The organism is Pseudomonas ekonensis (assembly GCF_019145435.1).
GTDB lineage: Bacteria > Pseudomonadota > Gammaproteobacteria > Pseudomonadales > Pseudomonadaceae > Aquipseudomonas > Aquipseudomonas ekonensis.
Genome location: NZ_JAHSTS010000001.1, coordinates 2,055,601 through 2,075,994, shown reverse-complemented (window position 1 = coordinate 2,075,994; position 20,394 = coordinate 2,055,601). Strand labels below are relative to the sequence as shown.

9 protein-coding genes are annotated in these 20,394 nt (G+C 63.4%); 4 read left to right on the top strand and 5 right to left on the bottom strand.

Annotated features, from left to right (window positions below; all coding sequences use genetic code 11):
- Positions 1–5: 5 nt before the first annotated feature.
- Positions 6–5,129, bottom strand: a complete 5,124-nt coding sequence (locus KVG96_RS09280; protein ID WP_217891747.1) for a leucine-rich repeat domain-containing protein — start codon at positions 5,127–5,129, stop codon at positions 6–8.
- A 172-nt stretch (positions 5,130–5,301) separates the two neighbouring features.
- Between KVG96_RS09280 and KVG96_RS09275 the strand changes: the two genes are divergently transcribed.
- A complete protein-coding gene (locus KVG96_RS09275; protein ID WP_085586170.1) occupies positions 5,302–5,520 on the top strand; it encodes a DUF2970 domain-containing protein in 219 nt (72 codons plus the stop codon).
- 6 nt (positions 5,521–5,526) lie between these two features.
- Here KVG96_RS09275 and KVG96_RS09270 read toward each other — a convergent pair whose 3' ends face one another.
- Positions 5,527–6,600, bottom strand: coding sequence for an ABC transporter substrate-binding protein (locus KVG96_RS09270; RefSeq protein WP_217891746.1), 1,074 nt, complete (start codon positions 6,598–6,600; stop codon positions 5,527–5,529).
- A 524-nt stretch (positions 6,601–7,124) separates the two neighbouring features.
- Here KVG96_RS09270 and KVG96_RS09265 point away from each other — a divergent pair.
- Together KVG96_RS09265 and KVG96_RS09260 are read left to right on the top strand one after the other, a co-directional pair.
- Positions 7,125–8,783, top strand: coding sequence for a nitrite/sulfite reductase (locus tag KVG96_RS09265; protein WP_217891745.1), 1,659 nt, complete (start codon positions 7,125–7,127; stop codon positions 8,781–8,783).
- Positions 8,767–9,261 carry a DUF934 domain-containing protein gene (locus KVG96_RS09260; protein ID WP_217891744.1) on the top strand — a complete coding sequence of 165 codons (495 nt, stop codon included), beginning with the start codon at positions 8,767–8,769 and terminating at the stop codon, positions 9,259–9,261. The genes KVG96_RS09265 and KVG96_RS09260 overlap by 17 nt, the downstream gene beginning before the upstream one ends.
- A 54-nt stretch (positions 9,262–9,315) precedes the next feature.
- Here KVG96_RS09260 and KVG96_RS09255 read toward each other — a convergent pair whose 3' ends face one another.
- The 3 genes from KVG96_RS09255 to sohB form a co-directional block, all read right to left on the bottom strand.
- The gene (locus KVG96_RS09255; RefSeq protein ID WP_225927234.1) at positions 9,316–13,170 is read right to left on the bottom strand and encodes a leucine-rich repeat domain-containing protein; all 3,855 of its coding nucleotides are present in this window, start codon (positions 13,168–13,170) and stop codon (positions 9,316–9,318) included.
- Between the two features lie 184 nt (positions 13,171–13,354).
- Positions 13,355–18,211 carry a dermonecrotic toxin domain-containing protein gene (locus tag KVG96_RS09250; protein ID WP_217891743.1) on the bottom strand — a complete coding sequence of 1,619 codons (4,857 nt, stop codon included), beginning with the start codon at positions 18,209–18,211 and terminating at the stop codon, positions 13,355–13,357.
- 197 nt (positions 18,212–18,408) lie between these two features.
- Positions 18,409–19,431, bottom strand: a complete 1,023-nt coding sequence (sohB, locus tag KVG96_RS09245) for a protease SohB (RefSeq protein ID WP_217891742.1) — start codon at positions 19,429–19,431, stop codon at positions 18,409–18,411.
- A 209-nt stretch (positions 19,432–19,640) separates the two neighbouring features.
- On the opposite strand from sohB, the gene KVG96_RS09240 reads away from it, so the two are divergent.
- On the top strand, positions 19,641–20,351 hold the full coding sequence (locus tag KVG96_RS09240; protein WP_217891741.1) for a histidine phosphatase family protein: 711 nt from the start codon (positions 19,641–19,643) through the stop codon (positions 20,349–20,351).
- The last annotated feature ends 43 nt before the right edge of the window (positions 20,352–20,394 follow it).

Sequence of the window (20,394 nt, the reverse complement as noted above, 5' to 3'; positions counted from 1 at the left end):
GCCTCTCACTCCTCCAGGCTGAGACTGTCGTCTGAGGACACGTCCGACGCCTGCTCCAGATCGGCGATCCACTCCTCCAGCCGCTCACGGGAAATCCCGAGCGCGCCGGAAGCGCCGGTTCGCGCCATGTAAGCCTGAATGCGCAGCAGGCTGTCGATCGAAAGCGGGCGCGCGACACCGTAGATGCGCGCCCCTGCCAACAGCCGGTCATGGCTGCCGTCGAACACCCCTGCGGGAATCTCCCGGATCGGGTTGCCCACCAGGTTCAGTGCCTCAAGCTGCGGTGCAGCCATCACCGCATCGGGCCAGTGCCGCAAGTCGTTGCCGTTGAGCTGCAAGTTGCGCAACGAGTCGGGCAGCCGCGCGTCGAAGCGCCGAAGATGGTTGTGGCTCAAATCCAGCTCCCTGAGCCCTTGAAAGGCTTGCAGGCCGTCGCCGTCCGCCGACGGGAAACGGTTGTAGCTCAACCGGAGTGCCGTCAGTCGGTGCGCAGCGCCCAGGCGATGGATCAGCGCCGGAAAATCGTCCAGGCGATTGCCGGACAGCCCCAACGAGGTCAGCCCCGGCATATCGGCAATGGCCGACGGCAGGCCACGCAGCTCATTGAGCCCCAGCTCAAGCACGCGCACACCCGTGAAGGACGGAAGAAACCGCTGCAGATCCGCCTCGTTCAGTCCGATTTCCCGCAGATGCAAGACCTGGACATGGGCGAAGCCGACAGGAAGCCTCGGCAACACCCCCAGCCCCCGACAATCTGAGAGATCCAACCATGAGCCGCCATCGGCCAGCCCCTTTTTCCAGCACTCGACCATCGCCCTGGCGGCGTCGCCGCGTCCCGCCGAAGCGGTCCACCGTCCCCGCTGCAGCCGGTCACCGGTGCGCCGGGAAAATATCCAGCCGTTGAGCTCGCGCGTCAGCGATTCGAACTCCCGCTCCCATTGACTCAGGGTCTGGCCGATCTGTTCGTCCGAGGCGCCATCGCGCAATCGCTGAACCCACAGCGCCGCGTCGTCCTCGCTCAAGGCGGCATCGATCCTGCGCAGGCGTGCGACGAAGGACGGCACACCCTCGACGGCCGGCAACGGAGCCGGCCACGGCAACAACCTGCCGGCGAGCAGCGTGCCGTTCTCAAGGGGCTGCGCCGACGCGTCGGGGACGGCCTCCAGGAAGAACCGCTCAAGCGTGCGCTCGGGCAAGCCGAGAGCGAGTTCGCAGCGCCGGTGCGCGTCTTGCAGCAACCGTCGCCCGTGCGCGGTCAACCCCGCGCCGCTGAGGTTGGTGTTGAGCAGCAAGTCATCGCGCTGAAAAAAGCGCGGCGGCAGTTCGCCGACCGGTCTGTTGCTCAGGTCGATCCCGCTCACGGACTCCAGGTTCTCCGCCCCCTGCGGCCATGCCTGAAGAAGGCGCGAACCGTCGAGCGTCAGCTGTCGCAGGTGCGCCATACCGGAGACATCCAGCCGATGCATTTGAACGCCTGACAGGTCGAGGCGCTCCAGCATCGGAAAGTTCAGCAGGAACTGTCGGATCGACCTGTCAGCATCCGCCACGGGACGCAAACGCAGCTCCACCACGTGGGAGAACACCGTTGACAGCTCCGGCAGCGCGCCGTCGAATTGTAGGTCGAGCCGTGCATAGGCCGGGTTCTCTTCGGCGAACGGCGCCGAACGCCAGCTATCTTCCAGGGCCCTGGCCTGCGAACGGCGTAGCGCCCGGGCCTCGCCCCGGTCGATCCAGTGTTCCAGACCTTGCTTGAGCGCCGTCCATTGGCCGCGAAGGTCTTCGAGCCATTGCAAAATCTGTGCATCGCTCTGACCCGACCGGATCCTCTCGAGAAGGACGCCATTGGCCCGCGAGAAGGTCATGTCCGGATAAAGGAAGCGCAACCGGATCGCCAACCCGTTCGCCATGCCGGCATTGCCTATCGCCCCCTCGCCGCTGGCGCGGTAACCCACCCGGTATCGACCGACCCGCTGCGCAGGCTTGAACCAGCGGCCCTGCGCGCCACGCCTTGCCAGTGCCTGCGCACAGTCTTCGAGGTGCCCGAGGACGTAGTTGCCGACCGCACGCCGCAACCCGACGCCTGGCCGCACCCGCGGCAAACCGAGCGCGTTCAGAACCTCGGCGGGCAAGGCCTGAGCCACCGCTGCGAAAAAGTCGCCGTACGAATCGAAAGGTTGCGCCAGAAGCCGGCCCTGCCCGTCGACGGCCTCATAGGCAGGCCCCTTTTTCACCACATGACTGCGCAATCGGGCCGATTCACCGCCGAGGCTGTCGATCAGCCGCCCTCCGAACTGCCCGTCATGGATCTCCAGGCGCACGGTATCGGGCCACTGCGGCATCCGCCCCAAAGCATGCAGAACCAGGCGCCGGGTATCGGACGTCGTCATGTTGTCCATGTGCAGCCCGGCCAGCGCCCGGGTCAGGCGGCCACGCCGTGAATGCCAACGCGCCGACGCCTGCATGCCGTCCTGCGCCTGTCCCTTTGCCTTGAAGGTGGCGACGGCATCGCTGTCAGCCTCCTCCAGCACTTCTTGCGCCGCAGCATCGCCGAGTCTTGGCCAGGACCGCCGCAACGCCTTTACCGCGGGATCCTTCGAGCCCGTACGCCGACGGAGCCGATCGAACAGCTCAAGCCTGCATGTGCGCAGACTGGCGGCGAAGCGGTCACGCAACCTCTGCGGACGCCAGACCCGTTCTTGCGCGGCCTCGACGCCCAGCAGCCCGGTGATTTCGGACTCGTCCAGTTCGGCAAGGATGCGCCAAGGCAGTTCACCGTCCAGGATGTTCTGGCGACTCACCCGGATCGACCTCCCCGGCGCTGCGCCAGCCATTGCACGCTTGGCGCCGTACGTAACGGCAATCCCTGTCCTCTCAAGATCCGCAAACACCGTAAGCCGCCTGCCGGCGGGCCAGTGGGGCGAACGGGTCAACAGATCCAGGGTGTGCAGGTAACGCTCATCGATGCCGTGCCCGAGGTGCACCTGATCGATCACCTGCGCAACATCACGGTCGATGTCAAACAGACGCATCGCATCGGCCAATTCCGCCACCGGAGCCCGTTCGTCCATGTGCATCTTGCGCAAAGCGTTGTCGCTGACGCCGCTGATGTCCGCGATCCTTTGCAACTGCTCATCCGGATAGGCATCGCCGATCGGGCCCATGCGCCGCAACAGCGTGCGCCGGTCCCACGTCAAGGGGTTTTCCAGTTCGTGACGCCAGGCGCCGGCGCCGTTGTGGATCAACACCGGCGACCAGGCCTGTGGCTCACGAGGATGCCTGACCCGCCAGCGTTCGATGGCACGGTCGTAGAACTGTTCGTACACATGGCCGTCGATGCGCACGTATGACTTGCCGTCAACGTCGTAGCGTCCTTGAACATCGGGCTTGCCCTGAACCTCGACAGGTGCTTCATAGCCAGCGAGACCGGCCCTGATCAGGCGTCTGCCGCCATTGGGCAGTGTCACCGGATGCAGGTCTTCGATCAGCGGCTCCGGCGCCACCCTCCCCAGGCCGGAAAGCACCTTGCCCGTTCCTGCCAAGGCCCCCGCCAGCACCAGGTTCTGTGCGACATCCAGCACATGCGCCTTGGCGGCCCGACGGTCGCCTTCGCTCCATTCAACGACGCCTTCGATGGACTCCTCCAGCAATTGGCAAGCCATCGCCCCCATCATCACCTCCCCCAGCACCGGCACAAACATCGAGACCGCGTTGAGGGTCAGCATGCCGATGCCGAACAGTCTGGCGAAACGCTCCTCGCGCACCCGGGCGTCAATGTCAGCCGAAGGCACGGCGTAGCCGCGCGCGTCTTCGATCAGTTGCTCGCGGTGGCGTTCGAACAGGTAACCCCAGAGGCCGCCCTCACCGCTGCCCGAGGGCGGCCCCTTCGGATGACGGATGTCCAGCGCGAGAAAGGGATCCGGATCGGGCACTTGTGCCACGGCCGGAGCAGGCGGCACATGCGTGAACAGCAGGTTGCGCAAAGACGAGTCGGTGAAGTCGCCGATCGCAGCCCAAAGGTTGCCGGGACCGGTGCCCGGAGCGTCTTTGCGGAACTGGCTGAAGTAATGCCCGCGTTCGGCGTACGGCACAAAACGGCTGAAGAACGCTTGATAGGCCGACGGGGATCCATCGGCCGGCGCATGCTCGATGAAACGCTGCTTCAGCATGCCGCTCATCGTCCGGGCGTTGTACCGCTTCAAGGGGTGCCAGGGGTCGTCGGGGATGAAAACCAGCCACTCCTCCATCGCCTCGCCCGCTTCGCCGATCACGAAGACCATGCATCCGGTCAGCCGCACTCTCATCAGGCTCAAGTCGAACAGCCAGACCTTCTTGTCGCCCAACGCAGGGCGTGGGCCTGCGTGGACCAGCCACAAGATCAACGCCAGGTCCTCAGGCCCGATATCGTTCTGCAGCCAGGCCCGCTCGGCCGCCGCGCGCAACGCGGTCTGTTGCACCGCGCAGAAATGCCGACGGAGCGCTTGCTGCGCCGCTGGGTGCTCCGGGGACAACACGCGCTTGAGGTGTTCCTGATATCGCGCACCGATGTCCAGTGTTCGACACGCCTGAACGAACTGAGGCACTGTCAGCCCTGTGCGCACACGACGCCGGCCCTTCCCGCTTGCGACAAAAAAACCGGACGAGCGGTGAAATGCGTCCGGCTCGCACTCGGCCGCTTCGAAGTTGTGCAGCGCGGCCTGCAGCAATGTCCTGACGGACGCTTCAAAAAAGCCCTTCTCCACAGAAAAGATCGCTGTCTCCACCGGCAGGGTCAAACGCAGGAACGTCTTGTCGACATCCAGATCCACGTTGAACCGGTCTTTCAAGTGTTTGGTCAACAGCGGCCTGGCGAAATCGTGAATGTCCTGCAGGCCGGCCATGGCCTTGCCGAGCTGGCTCTGCGCCCGCCAGTGTGCCGCCAGGCTGTCATCGAACGCCTTGCGCCGTTGCTTGGTGGCCTTGCCGTACCAGGTCGGCAGCGGCGCATCGGCCTCTCTCAGCGCAGCGAACTGCTGCGGGGTGGCCTGCATGAGCCAATCGGGCACGGACTGTTCCAGCAACGGCGCGTGCAGGCTGCGCGTGACAGGCCGCTGCGGGAGGGACTGCGGGTCGGACGGGGATGGGCTGTACATGGTTCGGCTCCAGGAAACGGGAGCACAAGCACATCATCCGGCAACAGCGGTTTTGCGGTAGCCGGTTATCGGACCGCCGATGAATGCGTTAAGGGACTTTTCAGCGCGCAGCGCCGGGCAACGGGAGCAGGATTGGCTAAGCTCAATGGGCAAACACACAGACGGGGGATTTATGGACGATCCAGTCGACAACAAGCCGCCGACCTTCTGGCAGATGGTGCACAGCGTCATGGCCGCTGCGTTCGGGGTGCAGAGCGGGAAGAACCGCGCCCGGGACTTCACCCACGGCAAGCCCAGCCACTTCGTGATCCTCGGCATTGCCTTCACGGCGCTGTTCGCGCTGACGCTGTTCGCCATCGTCAAGCTGGTGGTGCATCTGGCGGGCGTCTGACGCGCGTCAGTGCATCAGTGTCTGCAGGCTGAACGGGTAACGGTAGGATGCCGGCCGCCCCTTGGCCGACAGCTTGCGGAACGGCACGCCGTAGTTCGGAGAATTGCCCATGGCCAGCATCTGCCGGGCCTGGGCCTTGTCGATCAACTGCATCAGCGGGATCTGCCGGTCGCGCCCGCCGTAGCGGTCCAGGTCCACGCCCTGGGCATGGTCGTGCAATTCCACCAGCGCCCAGCCGCCCAGGGTGAAATGCCCGCCGAGCAACGCGCTCAGACGACCGTCGAGCAACGCCTGCAAGGCCGCCGGCGAAGTGTTGACCGCACTGAACAGCACGTCCCTGCCCGGCACCCTGCCCGCTTCGGTGAAGGCCTGCATCGCCCCGAACGCCATTTCGTCGTTGGCCGACCACACCAACGACACCTTCGGGTAACGGGCGAGCAACTGCCTGGCCTGCTCGTAGGCGCGCTGGCGTGTCCAGCCGCTGTAGACCAGTTGGCGCAGGCGTACCTGAGGATGCTCGGCCAGCGCCCGCTGCATGCCCCTTTCGCGCAATTGCGCCGACGGCGTGATCTTGAGCCCGGAGAACGCCAGCAGTTCGATCTCCTCACTGGGCGCCACCGCCGGGTGCAGGCGGATCAGCTCGTTCATCATCAGGTAGCCGCCCTCCTCGTCGTTGGGCACCAGGCTGCCGATCCGGTCGGCGCGCTCGCCCACCAGGCTTTGCTGGTTGGGGGTCAAGGCGGCGTTGACCATGAACAGCTTCACGCCGCTGTCGTGGGCCATGCGCAGGATCTGCGGCGCCACGTATTGCTCGTTGGCGAACACCAGGTAGTCCGGGCGGCGGGTGCCCTGCAGCGCCAGCCGGGCCTGGGCCAGGGTCTGTTCGGGGCGGCGTTGGGAATAGACGATCTCAAGGTCGATGCCCAGATCCCGGGCGGCGGCCTGCATGAACTGCGAATAGCTGACCCAGAAGGCTTCCTGCTCCGTGCCCGGATTGAGGAACAGCACCGACTCCGCCCGCGCGCAGGATCCGAAAACCGCGCCGAACAGCAGCAGGCTGAGGTGGAGAATCTTCAACATGAAACATCCGGGCCCATAGGAAAAACGGCCGCGCATTATAGCCTTCGATCAACCGGCCACTGGCGCTTGATCCTGCAATTTGTCCGACAACCGTCGGTACCGGGCCCGGACGGGTCGCTTATTGATGACTGACCCAGAACACCGCCGTGCCCACGACCAGAATGATCAGGAACAGAATGGCCCAGGCATCAACGGTGCTGTCGCTCTTCCTTGCTTTGGTTGGGTTGCTCATTGCATCGCCTCTTGTCGGTTTTGTCGGTGATTGCAGAAGACTCGACCACAGTTAAGACGATGATTGTCCGTACGACAAATGTGGGTTAGCGGATACCCGGTTCCGTTAGGCGATTTCGTTCTTTACATATACTCAAACATCACTTTTGCGCATAAACGCAAACGGGTATATTGCCCCGGCTCCGTTGGGAGTGCGCGGCCGTGCGCGCAGAATTGCAGAGCATCCCTCGGTCTCAAGCAAGCAAATAAAAGCAGCGTTTTCCGAGTGGCCCAAGCCTGAGAACAGGACTTATATGTACGTATACGACGAATACGATCAGCGGATCATCGAGGACCGCGTCAAGCAGTTCCGTGATCAGACCCGACGCTATCTGGCAGGTGAGCTGAGCGAAGAGGAATTCCGGCCGCTGCGCCTGCAGAACGGCCTGTACATCCAGCGTTTCGCCCCGATGCTGCGGGTGGCGGTGCCTTACGGCCAGTTGACCTCGCGTCAGGTGCGCATGATGGCCAAGATCGCCCGCGACTACGACAAGGGCTACGCCCACATCAGCACCCGCCAGAACGTGCAGTTCAACTGGCCGGCGGTGGAAGACATCCCGGACATCCTCGCCGAGCTGGCCACCGTGCAGATGCACGCGATCCAGACCAGCGGCAACTGCCTGCGCAACGTCACCACCGACCAGTTCGCCGGTGTCGCCTTCGACGAACTGATCGACCCGCGCCCGTGGTGCGAGATCGTCCGTCAGTGGACCACGTTCCACCCGGAATTCGCCTATCTGCCGCGCAAGTTCAAGATCGCCGTCAACGGTTCGACCTCCGACCGCGCCGCCATCGAAGTCCACGACATCGGCCTTGAGCCGGTGCACAACGCCGCCGGCGAACTGGGCTTCCGCGTGCTGGTGGGCGGCGGCCTGGGCCGTACCCCGGTGGTCGGGGCGTTCATCAACGAGTTCCTGCCGTGGCAGGACCTGCTGAGCTACCTCGACGCCATCCTGCGGGTCTACAACCGCTACGGCCGTCGCGACAACAAATACAAGGCGCGGATCAAGATCCTCGTCAAGGCGCTGACCCCTGAGGTCTTCGCCGAGAAGGTCGAAGCCGAAATGCAGCACCTGCGCGGCGGCCAGACCACCCTGACCGAAGCCGAAGTGCACCGCGTCGCCAAACACTTCGTCGATCCGGACTACAAGGCCCTGGACAACCAGGCCGCCGAACTGGCCGCGCTCGACAAGGAGCACCCGGGCTTCGCCCGCTGGCGCACCCGCAACACCCTGGCCCACAAGAAGCCGGGCTACGTGGCCGTGACCCTGTCGCTGAAACCGACCGGCATCGCGCCGGGCGACATCACCGACAAGCAGCTCGACGCCGTCGCCGACCTGGCCGAGCGCTACAGCTACGGCCAGCTGCGCACCTCCCACGAGCAGAACATCATCCTGGCCGACGTCGAGCAGAACCAACTGTTCACCCTGTGGGGCGAGCTGCGCGAGCAAGGGTTCGCCACGCCGAACATCGGCCTGCTGACCGACATCATCTGCTGCCCTGGCGGCGACTTCTGCTCCCTGGCCAACGCCAAGTCGATCCCGATCGCCGAATCGATCCAGCGCCGCTTCGACGACCTGGACTACCTGTTCGACATCGGCGAGCTGGACCTGAACATCTCCGGCTGCATGAACGCCTGCGGCCACCACCACGTCGGCCACATCGGCATCCTCGGGGTGGACAAGAAAGGCGAAGAGTTCTACCAGGTGTCCCTCGGCGGCAGCGCCAGCCGCGACGCCAGCCTGGGCAAGATCCTCGGCCCGTCCTTCGCCCAGGAAGACATGCCCGACGTGATCTCCAAGCTGATCGACGTGTACGTGGAGCAGCGCACCGAAGACGAGCGCTTCATCGACACCTACCAGCGTATCGGCATCGACCTCTTCAAGGAACGCGTCTATGCAGCGAATCATTAAGAACAACGAGGTCATCGACGAAACCTGGCACCTGCTGCCCAAGGACTCGACCCTCGACGGCATCTCCAACTGCGACGACCTGATCGTGCCGCTGGCCCTGTGGCGCGACCACGCCCATGCGCTCAAGGCCCGCGACGGCGGCCTGGGCGTCTGGCTGGACGCCGACGAAGAAGCCGAGGAGATCGGCGACGACGTGGGGCAGTTCCAGGTCATCGCCCTGAACTTCCCGGCCTTCACCGACGGGCGCAACTACTCCAACGCCCGCCTGCTGCGTGACCGCTACGGCTTCAAGGGCGAACTGCGGGCGATCGGCGACGTGCTGCGCGACCAGCTGTTCTACATGCGCCGCTGCGGCTTCGACGCCTACGCGCTGCGTGCCGACAAGGATCCGTACGAAGCACTGGAAAGCCTCAAGGACTTCTCGGTGACCTACCAGGCCGCCACCGACGAACCGCTGCCGCTGTTCCGTCGCCGCTGAACGACCGTCCTGCCCGCTTGGCCTGAGCGGGCAGGACAACGACGCACGACCGGCTCAACCGGTCATCGGCACAGGCCGCCCCAACGCCACCCAGTCCCTGTAGAACCGCACCCGGTTCTCCAACTCCTCGAACGCAACGAACGGGTTCTCGGCGTCGCCTGATGCGCTCTCCAACCCGTTGGTCAAGAAACCCCACAGTTCGTCGCTGGCATCGGCCTGCACCAAGAACAACCAGACGCGCGCCTGAAGCTCCCGGTAGGCCACTCGAAAGTCCGCCGTCAGGCTCAAACCGTTCACCCTGCGCAACAGGGTCGGGCCGGACGGTTTCGCGCCCACGCTCGCCCACACCGACCGTCGTGCCTGACTCAATGCCCCGTTGCCTTCCCGCAGCCAGGGCTCTACGCCGTCATCCTCCCGGGCCGGAGCGAGCCACAGGTTGATGCCGGTGCGCCGCCGATGTTCGACGACCCTTTCCAGCGAGCCCTCATCGGACAAGGGATTGCCCCACAGCATGACCCGCTGGCGCGAAATGGCCTGGTTGAACACCGCCGGCGGCACTCGCACGATCCGGTTGTCGGCCAGGTTCAGCAGGGTCATGCCGGGCTGCTCCGGGAGTCCGACGGGGCAGCGGGTGATCGCGGTGTTCCTCAGGTTCAGGACACGCAGCTCGTCCATGCCCAGCACCACCGGCGCCTCCAAGAGCGGGTTGTCGCTCAGGTCGAGCTCTTGCAGGCGCGTCAGTTCCCGAAACTGCGATGCCGTGGACTCCTTGAGCTCCAGGAAGGTCGAACGCAGGTTCAGCCGGGTCAGATGGCGCATCTTCAGGATCGAAGGCAGTAGCGCCCCCTCCAGCACGTCGTTGTCGTTCAGGCGACGCGTGTCCACGCTTTCCAGGTTCAAGGTGCGCAGGTTCGGGAAACTCTCAAGGAATGCGTCAAGGCTTTCCCGCTCCACCACGTGTAATCCACGCATCGACAGCTCGAACACCTCCTCAAAGCGGACCCGGGTGACCGGCAGGCGGAAATAGTCCTCGAAATCCAGATCGAGACGGTACACCTCCCTCTGCTCACCGGCCGCGACACGATTGATCCTGGGAGGCCGCTTCTGCCAGATGGCCAGCAACTCCTGGGAAAGTTCTCTGCGCATTGCATGTTCGTGGCCGATGGCGTCCTCCAGCAGGTTGTGGTTGTGCTCGGCCAATTGCGCCGGCGTCATCTGCGCCGCCTCGGCGTCGGCCGGATCCAGAAAATCGATGTCCACGTCATCGATGTCGGTCGCCGACAGCCCGATCCACTCATTCAGGTCGAGGTTCAGTTGATCCAGCTCCAGGCGCAACGCCGCCAGCGTCGACTGTACCTGCGGGCCGGCCTGAAGCAACCAGGCATCCGCCTGTGCATTGTCGAACTCGGGATAGAGCTCCTTGACCTGCAAGCGATCCACCTCGACCGTCAAGCCCTGTCCTTCCAGGGTCGGGGGGAATCCTCCCCCCGCCAGCCGGCCCCCGGACTCGAACGTCAGGCCCGAGTCCGCTCGTTCCAGGCCCCTGTGCAGTTCGTTGCGGGGCAACGCATGCTCGCCAAGCTTCAGGCGCAAGGCACCGGCTGGATCCGGCACCGCCACACCCAGCGACGAGCGCTCCTGCTCCGTCAGCACGGCGGACAAGGCCCCGTACAGGTCGCCGGCCTCATCCGGTGCACTGTCACCGCTGCGGTAACGACTGCCCACCTTGATCAACCGGCGGATGTCGTGAGCGACCGGCATCCCGGCTCGCTCCAGCACGCGACCGCTGATCGAGCTGTCCAGTACCTGCACGGCCACCCCCGATGGCCAGCCCGGCAAATGCCTCAGGGTGTGCAGCGCGAGCCGGTCCGTGTCCGAATTGTTCATGGCGCGCAGGTACAGCCCCGCATAGGCCTGATCCAGACGGGCATGGGCCTGGTACTGGCGGGCCTTGCCGTCCAGCGCCCGGAGCGCTCGCCGGGCTTCGCTCGGATCAAAGGCACGCCCGGCATCGAGATCCGCGCGCTTGAACAGCTGTTCGATGGCTGATTTGGGTAACCCCGGATACTGCTCCTGAAACAACCGCACCCATTCGTTCCCGGAATGCTGAAGGGCCAGGTAACGGCTGTTGAACCGCTCCGTGCGAACGGCGGGATCCAGCGCCGGATCAATTGCCTGCTCAAGCCTGAACCGGTCGATGGCGTCCGCCAGCAAAGGAAACGTTGTCGAACCGTCGCCGGTCAGTTGCCGTTCTTCATCGCTCCAGCCGACGACCCGTTCGATCTGCGCCAGCGCCTCATCGGTGAAGGAGGCGACAGGCTCGCCCAGTCCGCGCAACGCAGCCAGGCGCGCGGCGGCAGGCTCCAGCGCATCGCCGGCCATCTCGCCGGCCGGCAGCAGGGCCGGCGCCCCCTCCTCCGACGCCCGCCAGGCCCGTGCTTCGCTTTTCACCGCCGCGAGCTCCCCGGCCACCGGCAACGCGTTCAGCAGGCCGAACACTGTACGCGTCAGCCCTTCGGACTGCGCCTGCGCCGAACCGCCGTTGACGGCGGCATCGAGGCCGTAGCCCGCATCGATCAGCCCCGCCAGCGCCAGCACACCCTCGCCGCCCGGCACGAACAAGGCCAGCGGCGCAAAACGGTTGACCCATCGCACGATCGGCTCGACCACCGCGCTGAACTCATCGCGATTGACCTGAACGTCGTCGCGGATGCCGTCGGCACTGGCCAGCGCGTCCTGTTTCATGGTCAGCACCCACTGGGCGAACGGATCGCACCGCCCTTCGACTGGCTGCAGCACGACATAGTCGTCGGGGTTCCAATAGCCGTCATTGTTGAAGAATCCCGCCGTGCGGCCCAGCCAGTGTTCCTTCGGATACAGTCCCATGCCGTCCAACGCGGTCAGGACACCGGCGTGGAACAGCCCGTCCTCGATGTCCTGCGCGGCAAAATGCGCAGCCAGTGCCCGCCGTCCCCCTTCGCTCCTGCCTTGCGCTGCGAGCCATTGGCGCAACCGGCTGGTGTCCGTGAACTCGTGCAACGGCGACGAATTGCCGGGAATGTGCAGAAGCACCCGTCGGCTGGCACGGTCATGGAAGTACCAGATGTCTTTGGCCGTGTAACGGTAAAGGGCCAGACGGCCGACCTCGATGCCTTCCTGCACTCGGGTAGCGGCCTGCAATTGGGCAAAGGCCAGATCCTTCCATTGCACATCCGGCGCCAGCCCGGCGCTGCGCAATGCCAGCGCCAACCCGTCACGGCTCAGGCTGCGCTCGCCGTGCTGCAGAAAGGCGCTCATGATGAAGGCCGCTTTCACGGACGTTCTCAAGGGATAGGGGGTGTCGGCCAACAGGGTCTCGTCAGAAGGCCAGGCACTGTCCAGGTAAGCCTGGTAAAGCGAGCGCAGCTCCAGGGTCCAGACCCACCGCTTGAAGTCCGCCGCACGGATGGGCAATTGCGTGGAAGGGCCGTAGACCTGGGGTGACGTCTGGCGGTAGAGGCCTTCATAGTTGTGCAGCAAACCCTGTACAGGCGTGCCGTCACCCGGATCGTCGTCCTGGACGACGACGGTCGGGCCGATGTCCGGCGGGGTGTACAAGCCAAAAAGACTCTCGCCGAACCTCCCGTCCGCGACAGTCTGATAGTTGTCCAGCAAGGCCCGGACGAGGGTACGCGAGCGCGTCACCTTGCCGTGATGCACCCCGTTCTTGCCCAGGTCCGAGTCACGGTCGTAGTCGAGCGTGACCAACCGGGCAGTCTGCGGATCGATGTCGGCGCCCCACCGGGAGCGGATCCGAGCGATGCCGAAGGCCTCCGGCGTCAGGGGCAGCGCCGATGCCACTGTGGCGTTCAGCGCCGAGCGCATGTCCGGGTGGTGAAGGATCAGGGCGTCGTCGTTTTTGTCGGTCATGGTCGCAATGCAATCCTTTGCGGTGCTGGAGATAGCGCAACGTAACCTGATGGACGTGATTTGAAAGTAGGAACGATCAGCGGCACCGAATGGATTTTTCCCCCTGTCGCCAAGAATCGCCGGGCAAAAAAAACCGTGGCAGGGCCACGGTTCGTTCAGGCGTCGCCGAGGGTCAGAGCGTCCCTCAACGCCCGGCCGTCTCCGGTTCAGGCACCGCCAGGCCCGGATGCCGGTCCAACGCCTCTTGCGTCAGTCGTTGGTACAGGCTGCGGTTTTCATTTCGGAAATTGTCCATGATCGCCATCATCCTCTGCGTCGCGGTCGCACGCGACAGATCGTTTTGCGTCTCAAGTTCGGCAAACGCTTGGGCTGTGCGTTCCTGCACACCGAGGAACAACCCTTGATGGGTCGAATGCAGGTATTGACTCCAGAAAGGCTGGGCATTGATCAGATCGAGCAGCGCGGGTGAGTTCTCCGCCTTGACCACTGCTGCGTAAGCCCTGTTCAACTGCTGCTCGGTCACGTCGACGTCGAACGCGGTGTCGATCGCACCTGGCTGGGCCAACAGCTCCAGGCGATGCGCCAGCCTGACCCGATAGATCAGGCTCAGTTCCAACGCCTGCCGGCGGCTAAGGGTGCTGTCGCGCAGGCGACTACCGATCTCGATCTGAGCCTGCTTCTGCAGTTCTTGCAGGCGAAACAGGCCCCGCAGCAACCGCACCAGTTCGCCCTCCAGCGACCGTTCGCCCGTACGTGCCGCCCTCATGGCGCGATAGCACAGCACCCTGATCTCCAGATCATTGAATACATCGCCGGTCTCATCGGCGCTGACCCGGCCGATCCGTGCCATGCGAAACAGTTCGCTGCGCAAGCCGTCATCCTCCGCAGCCGCCCGCAGCAGGTTCCAGACACGAGCGGCCAGGTTCGAATGTTGACGCACGTCATCGGCCGAACTGCGCATCTGATCGAGCACCAGGAAGAAGTCCCGGGAACGCGGGTAGGCCGACAACGAGGCCCAGGCGGCCTGCATCGGCGCAATGTCTTCCTGCGCCAGCCCGCTCGCCCAATGGGCTCCGGGAACACTGTCAGGCAGCAGGTCGACGGGCGGATGGGCGTAGTCGACGGTGATCACGCCAAGATTGAGACCGGTGGCTTGCTGATAGCGGACAATGTCCTCCAGCGTCTTGGCCGACAGCGGATTGCCGTCGACATTGGTGCCGTGGTTCAGCTCCGTACGCGCCTTGAAGATCGCGTCCGCCAGCACTTTTATTCGGTTGTCGCGCAGGTCGAGGGTGCGAAGCACCGGATGTTCATCAAGGCCCGCCGGCCATGCGTCGACTCCGATGCCGCGCAGGGCCAGGTGTCGTAGATTGCGCATCGACGCAAAGGACGGCAGCCGCCCGAGGCCTGGGTTGAAGCTCAGGTTCAACGATTGCAGATGGTCCTTGGCAGCCAATGCGGCCGCTGCCTCTGCCGTCAGGGCGATCTGGTTGTCACTCAGGTCCAGGTGGGTCAGGCGCGGCATGTCATCGATCGCCGAGGGCACCCGGGCCAGGCCGTTTCCGGTGAGACTCAGCCCGTGCAGGTTCGGGAAGTTCTTCAGAAACGCATTCAGTCCCGCGCTGTCCCCGACATTGTTCATTTCCAGTGCGCCGATGTGCCTGAAGTCTCCGATGATTGTCGGCAGCGCCCCCAACGGCTGCGCATCGAAGGTCAGGCTGTCGAGGATTTCAGAGGGATGCCCGACGGTTCCCGACTCTTTGCGCCATGCCCGCAAAATGGCCTGCGCGGCCAGGGCTTTGCTGCGCCTGGGAACCGTGTGTCGGGTGCCGTCCGCTTTCTGGTAGTGGGTTTGGCTGTTTATCCATTGCTCCAGGGTATTGCGCATCGTCAGGTATTGCAGCCTGAGCGCTTCGAGAGCGCGAGTCGCCAACACCTCGTCGTCGCCCAATGTCATCAGAAAACTCTCGATCCGCGCGAGCGAATGCAAGGGGTACAGTTCACGGGCCCGCTGGCGCAGCGCTGCCACTTCAGCGATCCGGGAAACGGGGGCCGATTGCTTGAACTCCACCACAGGCTCACCGCGAGGATCCGCCAATCCCATGGGCGAACGGTAACCTGCACGCCACGACTGCCCGGCCACCAAACGGGCGATATCATCACGCCGTTGCAGGGCTGACGCGGTGATTTTCCGGCGCAAGTCCACGGCCGAATCATCCTTCTCGACACCCAGCGCTTTCCTTGCGTGGACAGGCAGGCTCTGCCACAACGTCTGGAAAAAATGCGCGCGGGTGTTCGAGGACGACCCTGCCAGCAACTTTCCATTGCCATCGACCGCCCGGTAATGCGACCCGAACGCCTTGAGCAGCACGTTGTGCCGGGCGCCGACCGGGCCTGTCCGGGCCTTGTCGCCGGAAGACCGCCCCTGCTGCGTGATTTCGATGAACACATCCTGTGGCCAGCCGGGCAGACCGGCCAACGTGTCGAGCACGACCAGATCCGTGTTCAAGTCGCGCGGGGCGTCAAGATAGAGCCCCTCATAGGCGCGATTCAGGCTCACCACTTGCGAGTATCGCCGTGCCTCCTCACCGATGCGCAACGGCAGCTTGCCGGCTTCGAGCTGTTGCCATTCACTGGCGTCGGCATTGAGAGCCAACTCATCGGCGACCGCACCCGGCAATCCGGGGAACGCCACCCTCACCGGAGCCGTCAGCGGCTCGCTGCTGATGTCGGTGCGCACATCCAGCCGCTCAAACAACTTCAGCCGCAGGCGTTCGGCATCGTTGGCGAGCATTTCCACGAGCGCTGCAGTCTGGCTGGCCGGGTCTTGGGAGGTGATGCCCAGCAGCCGATGCCGTTGCGGGGTCTTGAGGCCCGCCAAGAGCGATGGGTAAAACGTTCCCTTACGCAAAAGCTCTTGACCGAGCCTCAGTTGCTGCGCCGCCGTCGTCGGGCCGTAGCGCTTGGTTTCGTTGCCGAGAGTGTCGACAACACTCACGACCGTGTCTCTGGGCCAGTCGGCGGAAGATGTCAGCAGGAACAGTTGCAGGTCAGCATCGGCAGCCGGGGCAGATGTCGGTTTGCCCATCTGCTCGATGAACCGATTGACGGCAATGTCGGCGCGAAATCGCCTGACCGTGTCCACCAATGTCGCCATCGGCTTGCGGCGCTCGGCAAACACGCGGCGCAGTTGAGGCGCCTCCACGCCGGTGACAGCCAGAATCTGCGAGGCCTGGGCATCCGGCACATTTTCTGCGCGGTAACCGAGGCGCCGGAACAAGGTCAGCGGACTCCAGTCCTGGAACAGCTCGGCGTCGTGCCGCCAGGCACCGGCACCGTTGGTTTCGAGTACAGGCAGATATCGTTCGGACTGCTGCGGGAGCACGTCCCAGACATTCGTGCCTGACCTGGGCTCGACCGCAAAGTGATCCGCACCGATGTTCAAATACTGCTTGCGGCCAAACGTGACAAGCCCTTGCCCGCTCGCCTCAAGTCCTTGGGGAAGGCTTTGCTTTGCGCGATAGGGCGTAAGGTCGGGCTTCCACAAGCGCATACCGTCGGGCGAAATCGGCACCTTGCGCAATCGCGAGACGAAATCGCTCTGCCTCACGACTTTGAAGAGGCTGCTTCCCCCCTTGGCGGCCGTACCCAGTGCCGTCATCAAGATCAGGTTCTCGATGGTATCGAACAGGCAGTCCGCCGCCTGTTCCTGTTCCCCGGCGGCCCAATGGGAAACCCCTTCATAGACTGTCGCCAGCAGCTGGATGCCGGCGACGGCGAACAGAACCTCGCCCACCATCGGAACGAATGTCCCCATGAACACCAATGCGTTGAGGCCAATGGCCTTGTAGGTTTCGAGCCTCGCCAGCCGGCTCTTCTCATCTTCGTCGTCGGTCGGAACCACGAGCAAGCGGGCATCGGCCAGCACTTGCTCGGCATGCTGTCGATAGATCGCCAGAAACAGGTCGTCATCGCTTTCGGCGTCCAGGTCACGCCCATCGACCTGCACGAAACTGCTGTTCCAACGGAAGACCTTTACTGCAAGGCCTTTATCCAGTTTTTCAAGAAACCTGGCCCGATCCTCCAGTTTGATGAAGCGCATGAAGAATTGGCGGAAGGCGGGTGACTTCAAGCGACGGCTCAACTCCACCTCGAACAGGGAGAACGAGGCATATTCCTTCAATGGGTGCGATGGATCTCCCGGCATGTACACAACGCACCGGTAGTCATCATCCACATGCTCGCTGACGGGCCCGATGAACATCGGACCATTGAGTGTCGTGTCGAGCATGTTGAGCTGTTGATAGCCCAACGTGTTCTTGCCCAAAGTGATCGACGGCTTGCGCTCGACGACGGACTTCAACATCTCATAGACATCCTTTCCTATATGCCTTTGCATATACGCAAGATGCCGCTCAACCTCAAACCGGTCTTTCAGGCAATCCACCGCCTTCTTTCGCAGCCTGCCATGTTGCGCCTTGTCTCCGAAGAACTCAGACACATGGGCCTGATAGCTTTTGCCCAGATCCAGCACACGGCAAAGTTGCGCAAACTCATGGGGGCGGATCGGGAGAATCCTGTGGGTGTGTCCGGTGATTCGTTCCGGGACATATATCAATGAACTTTCATGATAGTTTTCTGCGCGAGTTTCGCTGAGTTCGAAGTTTTCGCAGGCGGCCCCCAACAGATCGCGGTCGATTGGCAGCACCAGTTTCTTTCTCAGCCCAAGCAGACTCGAAGTAGAGCGAACATGTTGGAAAATGATGCCTTCAACCTGTACAGGCTCGACCAGCTTTGCCGACAACGCCTTGGCCAGCAGCGGTGCACAAAAACGTTCCGGGGACTTGAAGGCGCGCAATTCTTCAAGCACTGCGAATCGGGAGCGAAAGCCGGATTTCAGACTTGCATACAACGCTGCCCTGGACTCTTGCGATGATTCCAGCATCCAGGCCGGTATCTGCTTCTTCAGCAGTTCGAAGAATACGCCTTGCTGAGCAGGGGATATCTGCGGAGGGGTAGTTTGAGTCTCTTCAACGTCCATGTAGAACAACCTTTCATGCCATTTTGAAAAAACAGCTTAAGGTTTGGACATTCATGAAAAAAGCGGGAATACCTGATCATTGAACCGAGGCAGACAACAACAATATGGAACTTTGAAATAGATATGCACCGCACATTCAACACTTGAATGTGCCAAGCGCCCTGCCCGCAACGATGCAGACAAGGCGCCTGACGGTTTTACCAGAAACGCTGCTGGGTCAAACGGCCCCACCAGTTCAGCAGCACACGGTCCACCGAACCGCTGGCCGCCATGCCGATGCGTTCCTGCAGGCTTTTGCGTTCGGCGTAGTGCAGGTGATACAGCTCGGATTGCTTGGCCCGCTCGGCCAGGTATTCGTCGCTGGTCTTGAGTTCGTCCACCAGTTGCTTGTCCAGCGCGGCCATGCCCAGCCAGATCTCGCCGGTGGCCACTTCATCGATGGCCAGTTGCGGGCGGTAACGGGCCACGAAGTTCTTGAACAGCTGATGGGTGATGTCCAGGTCCTGCTGGAACTTCTCCCGGCCCTTCTCGGTGTTTTCGCCGAACACCGTCAGCGTGCGCTTGTACTCGCCGGCGGTCAGCACCTCGTAGTCGATGTCGTGCTTCTTCAGCAGGCGGTTGACGTTGGGCAACTGCGCGACCACACCGATGGAGCCGAGGATCGCGAACGGCGCGCTGATCACCTTCTGGCCGATGCACGCCATCATGTAGCCGCCGCTGGCGGCGACCTTGTCGATGCACACCGTCAGCGGAATGCCGGCCTCGCGGATGCGTGCCAGTTGCGACGACGCCAGCCCGTAGCTGTGCACCATGCCGCCGCCGCTCTCCAGGCGCAGCACCACTTCGTCCTTGGGCGAGGCCAGGGTCAGCAACGCGGTGATTTCGTGACGCAGGCTCTCGGTGGCCGATGCCTTGATGTCACCGTCGAAGTCGAGCACGAACACCCGCGGCTTGGTCTCGTGCTGCTTCTTCTGCTTCTTCTCTGCCTTGGCCTGGCCCTTGCGCAGGGCCTTGAGCTGGTCCTTGTCGAGCAGGCTCTGTTCCAGTCGCTCGCGCAACCCTTTGTAGAAATCATTGAGCTTGCTGACCTGCAATTGGCCGGCGGACTTGCGCCGCCCTTTGCTGCGCAATGCGGCGAAACTGGCCAGCACCACCAGAATGGCGACCACCAGGGTCACGGTCTTGGCCAGGAAGCTGGCGTATTCGGTGAAAAACTCCACGGAGGCTCCTTAAAACAAGGCGCGGCTTCAAACGGGCGCGCGCGGGATGGCTTCAGCATACCCATGCACCGCCCTGACAGCCAGCGGTGAAACCTCTGGCAACAGGGCTGTAACGGGCATTTCAAACAAGCGTATGTTTTTTCATTGACAGCACCCGATCATCCTCATAACCTCGCCACAACCTTCAACGTGCCGGGATGACAGCGGACGTGGGCAGCATCTATCTGATTCGACATGGCCAGGCCTCCTTCGGCGCAGACGACTATGACGTCCTGTCGCCGACCGGTGTGCGCCAGGCAGAAATCCTCGGTCGGCACCTCGCCGGGCTGGGCGTCAGTTTCGACCGCTGCCTGTCCGGCGACCTGCGTCGCCAGCAGCACACGGCCAACAGCGCGCTGGAACAGTTCGCCGCTGTCGGCCTGCCGGTGCCGACACTGGAAATCGACTCCGCCTTCAATGAGTTCGACGCCGACGCGGTGATCCGCGCCCTGCTTCCGGCCATGCTGCCGGAAGAGCCCGAGGCCCTGGACATCCTGCGCAACGCCGCACAGAACCGCGGCGAGTTCCAGCGCATCTTCGCGCTGATCATCGAACGCTGGCTGACCGGCACCTACGACACGCCGGGCCTGGAAAGCTGGCTGGCGTTCGTCGACCGGGTGCAGGCGGGCCTGCAGCGGATCCTCGAGCAGGCGGACAGCACGCAGAAGATCGCCGTCTTCACCTCCGGCGGCACCATCACCGCCCTGCTCCACCTCATTACGCAAATGCCTGCCAAACAGGCCTTTGAGTTGAACTGGCAAATCGTCAACACCTCGCTCAACCAGCTGAAGTTCCGCGGTCGAGAGGTGGCGTTGGCTTCCTTCAACAACCATGCGCACCTGCAACTGTTGAAGGCTCCGGACCTCATCACCTTCCGATGAGCGCCGGTTCGTTGTGACCTGCGCGGTCACTGAAATCACTTGA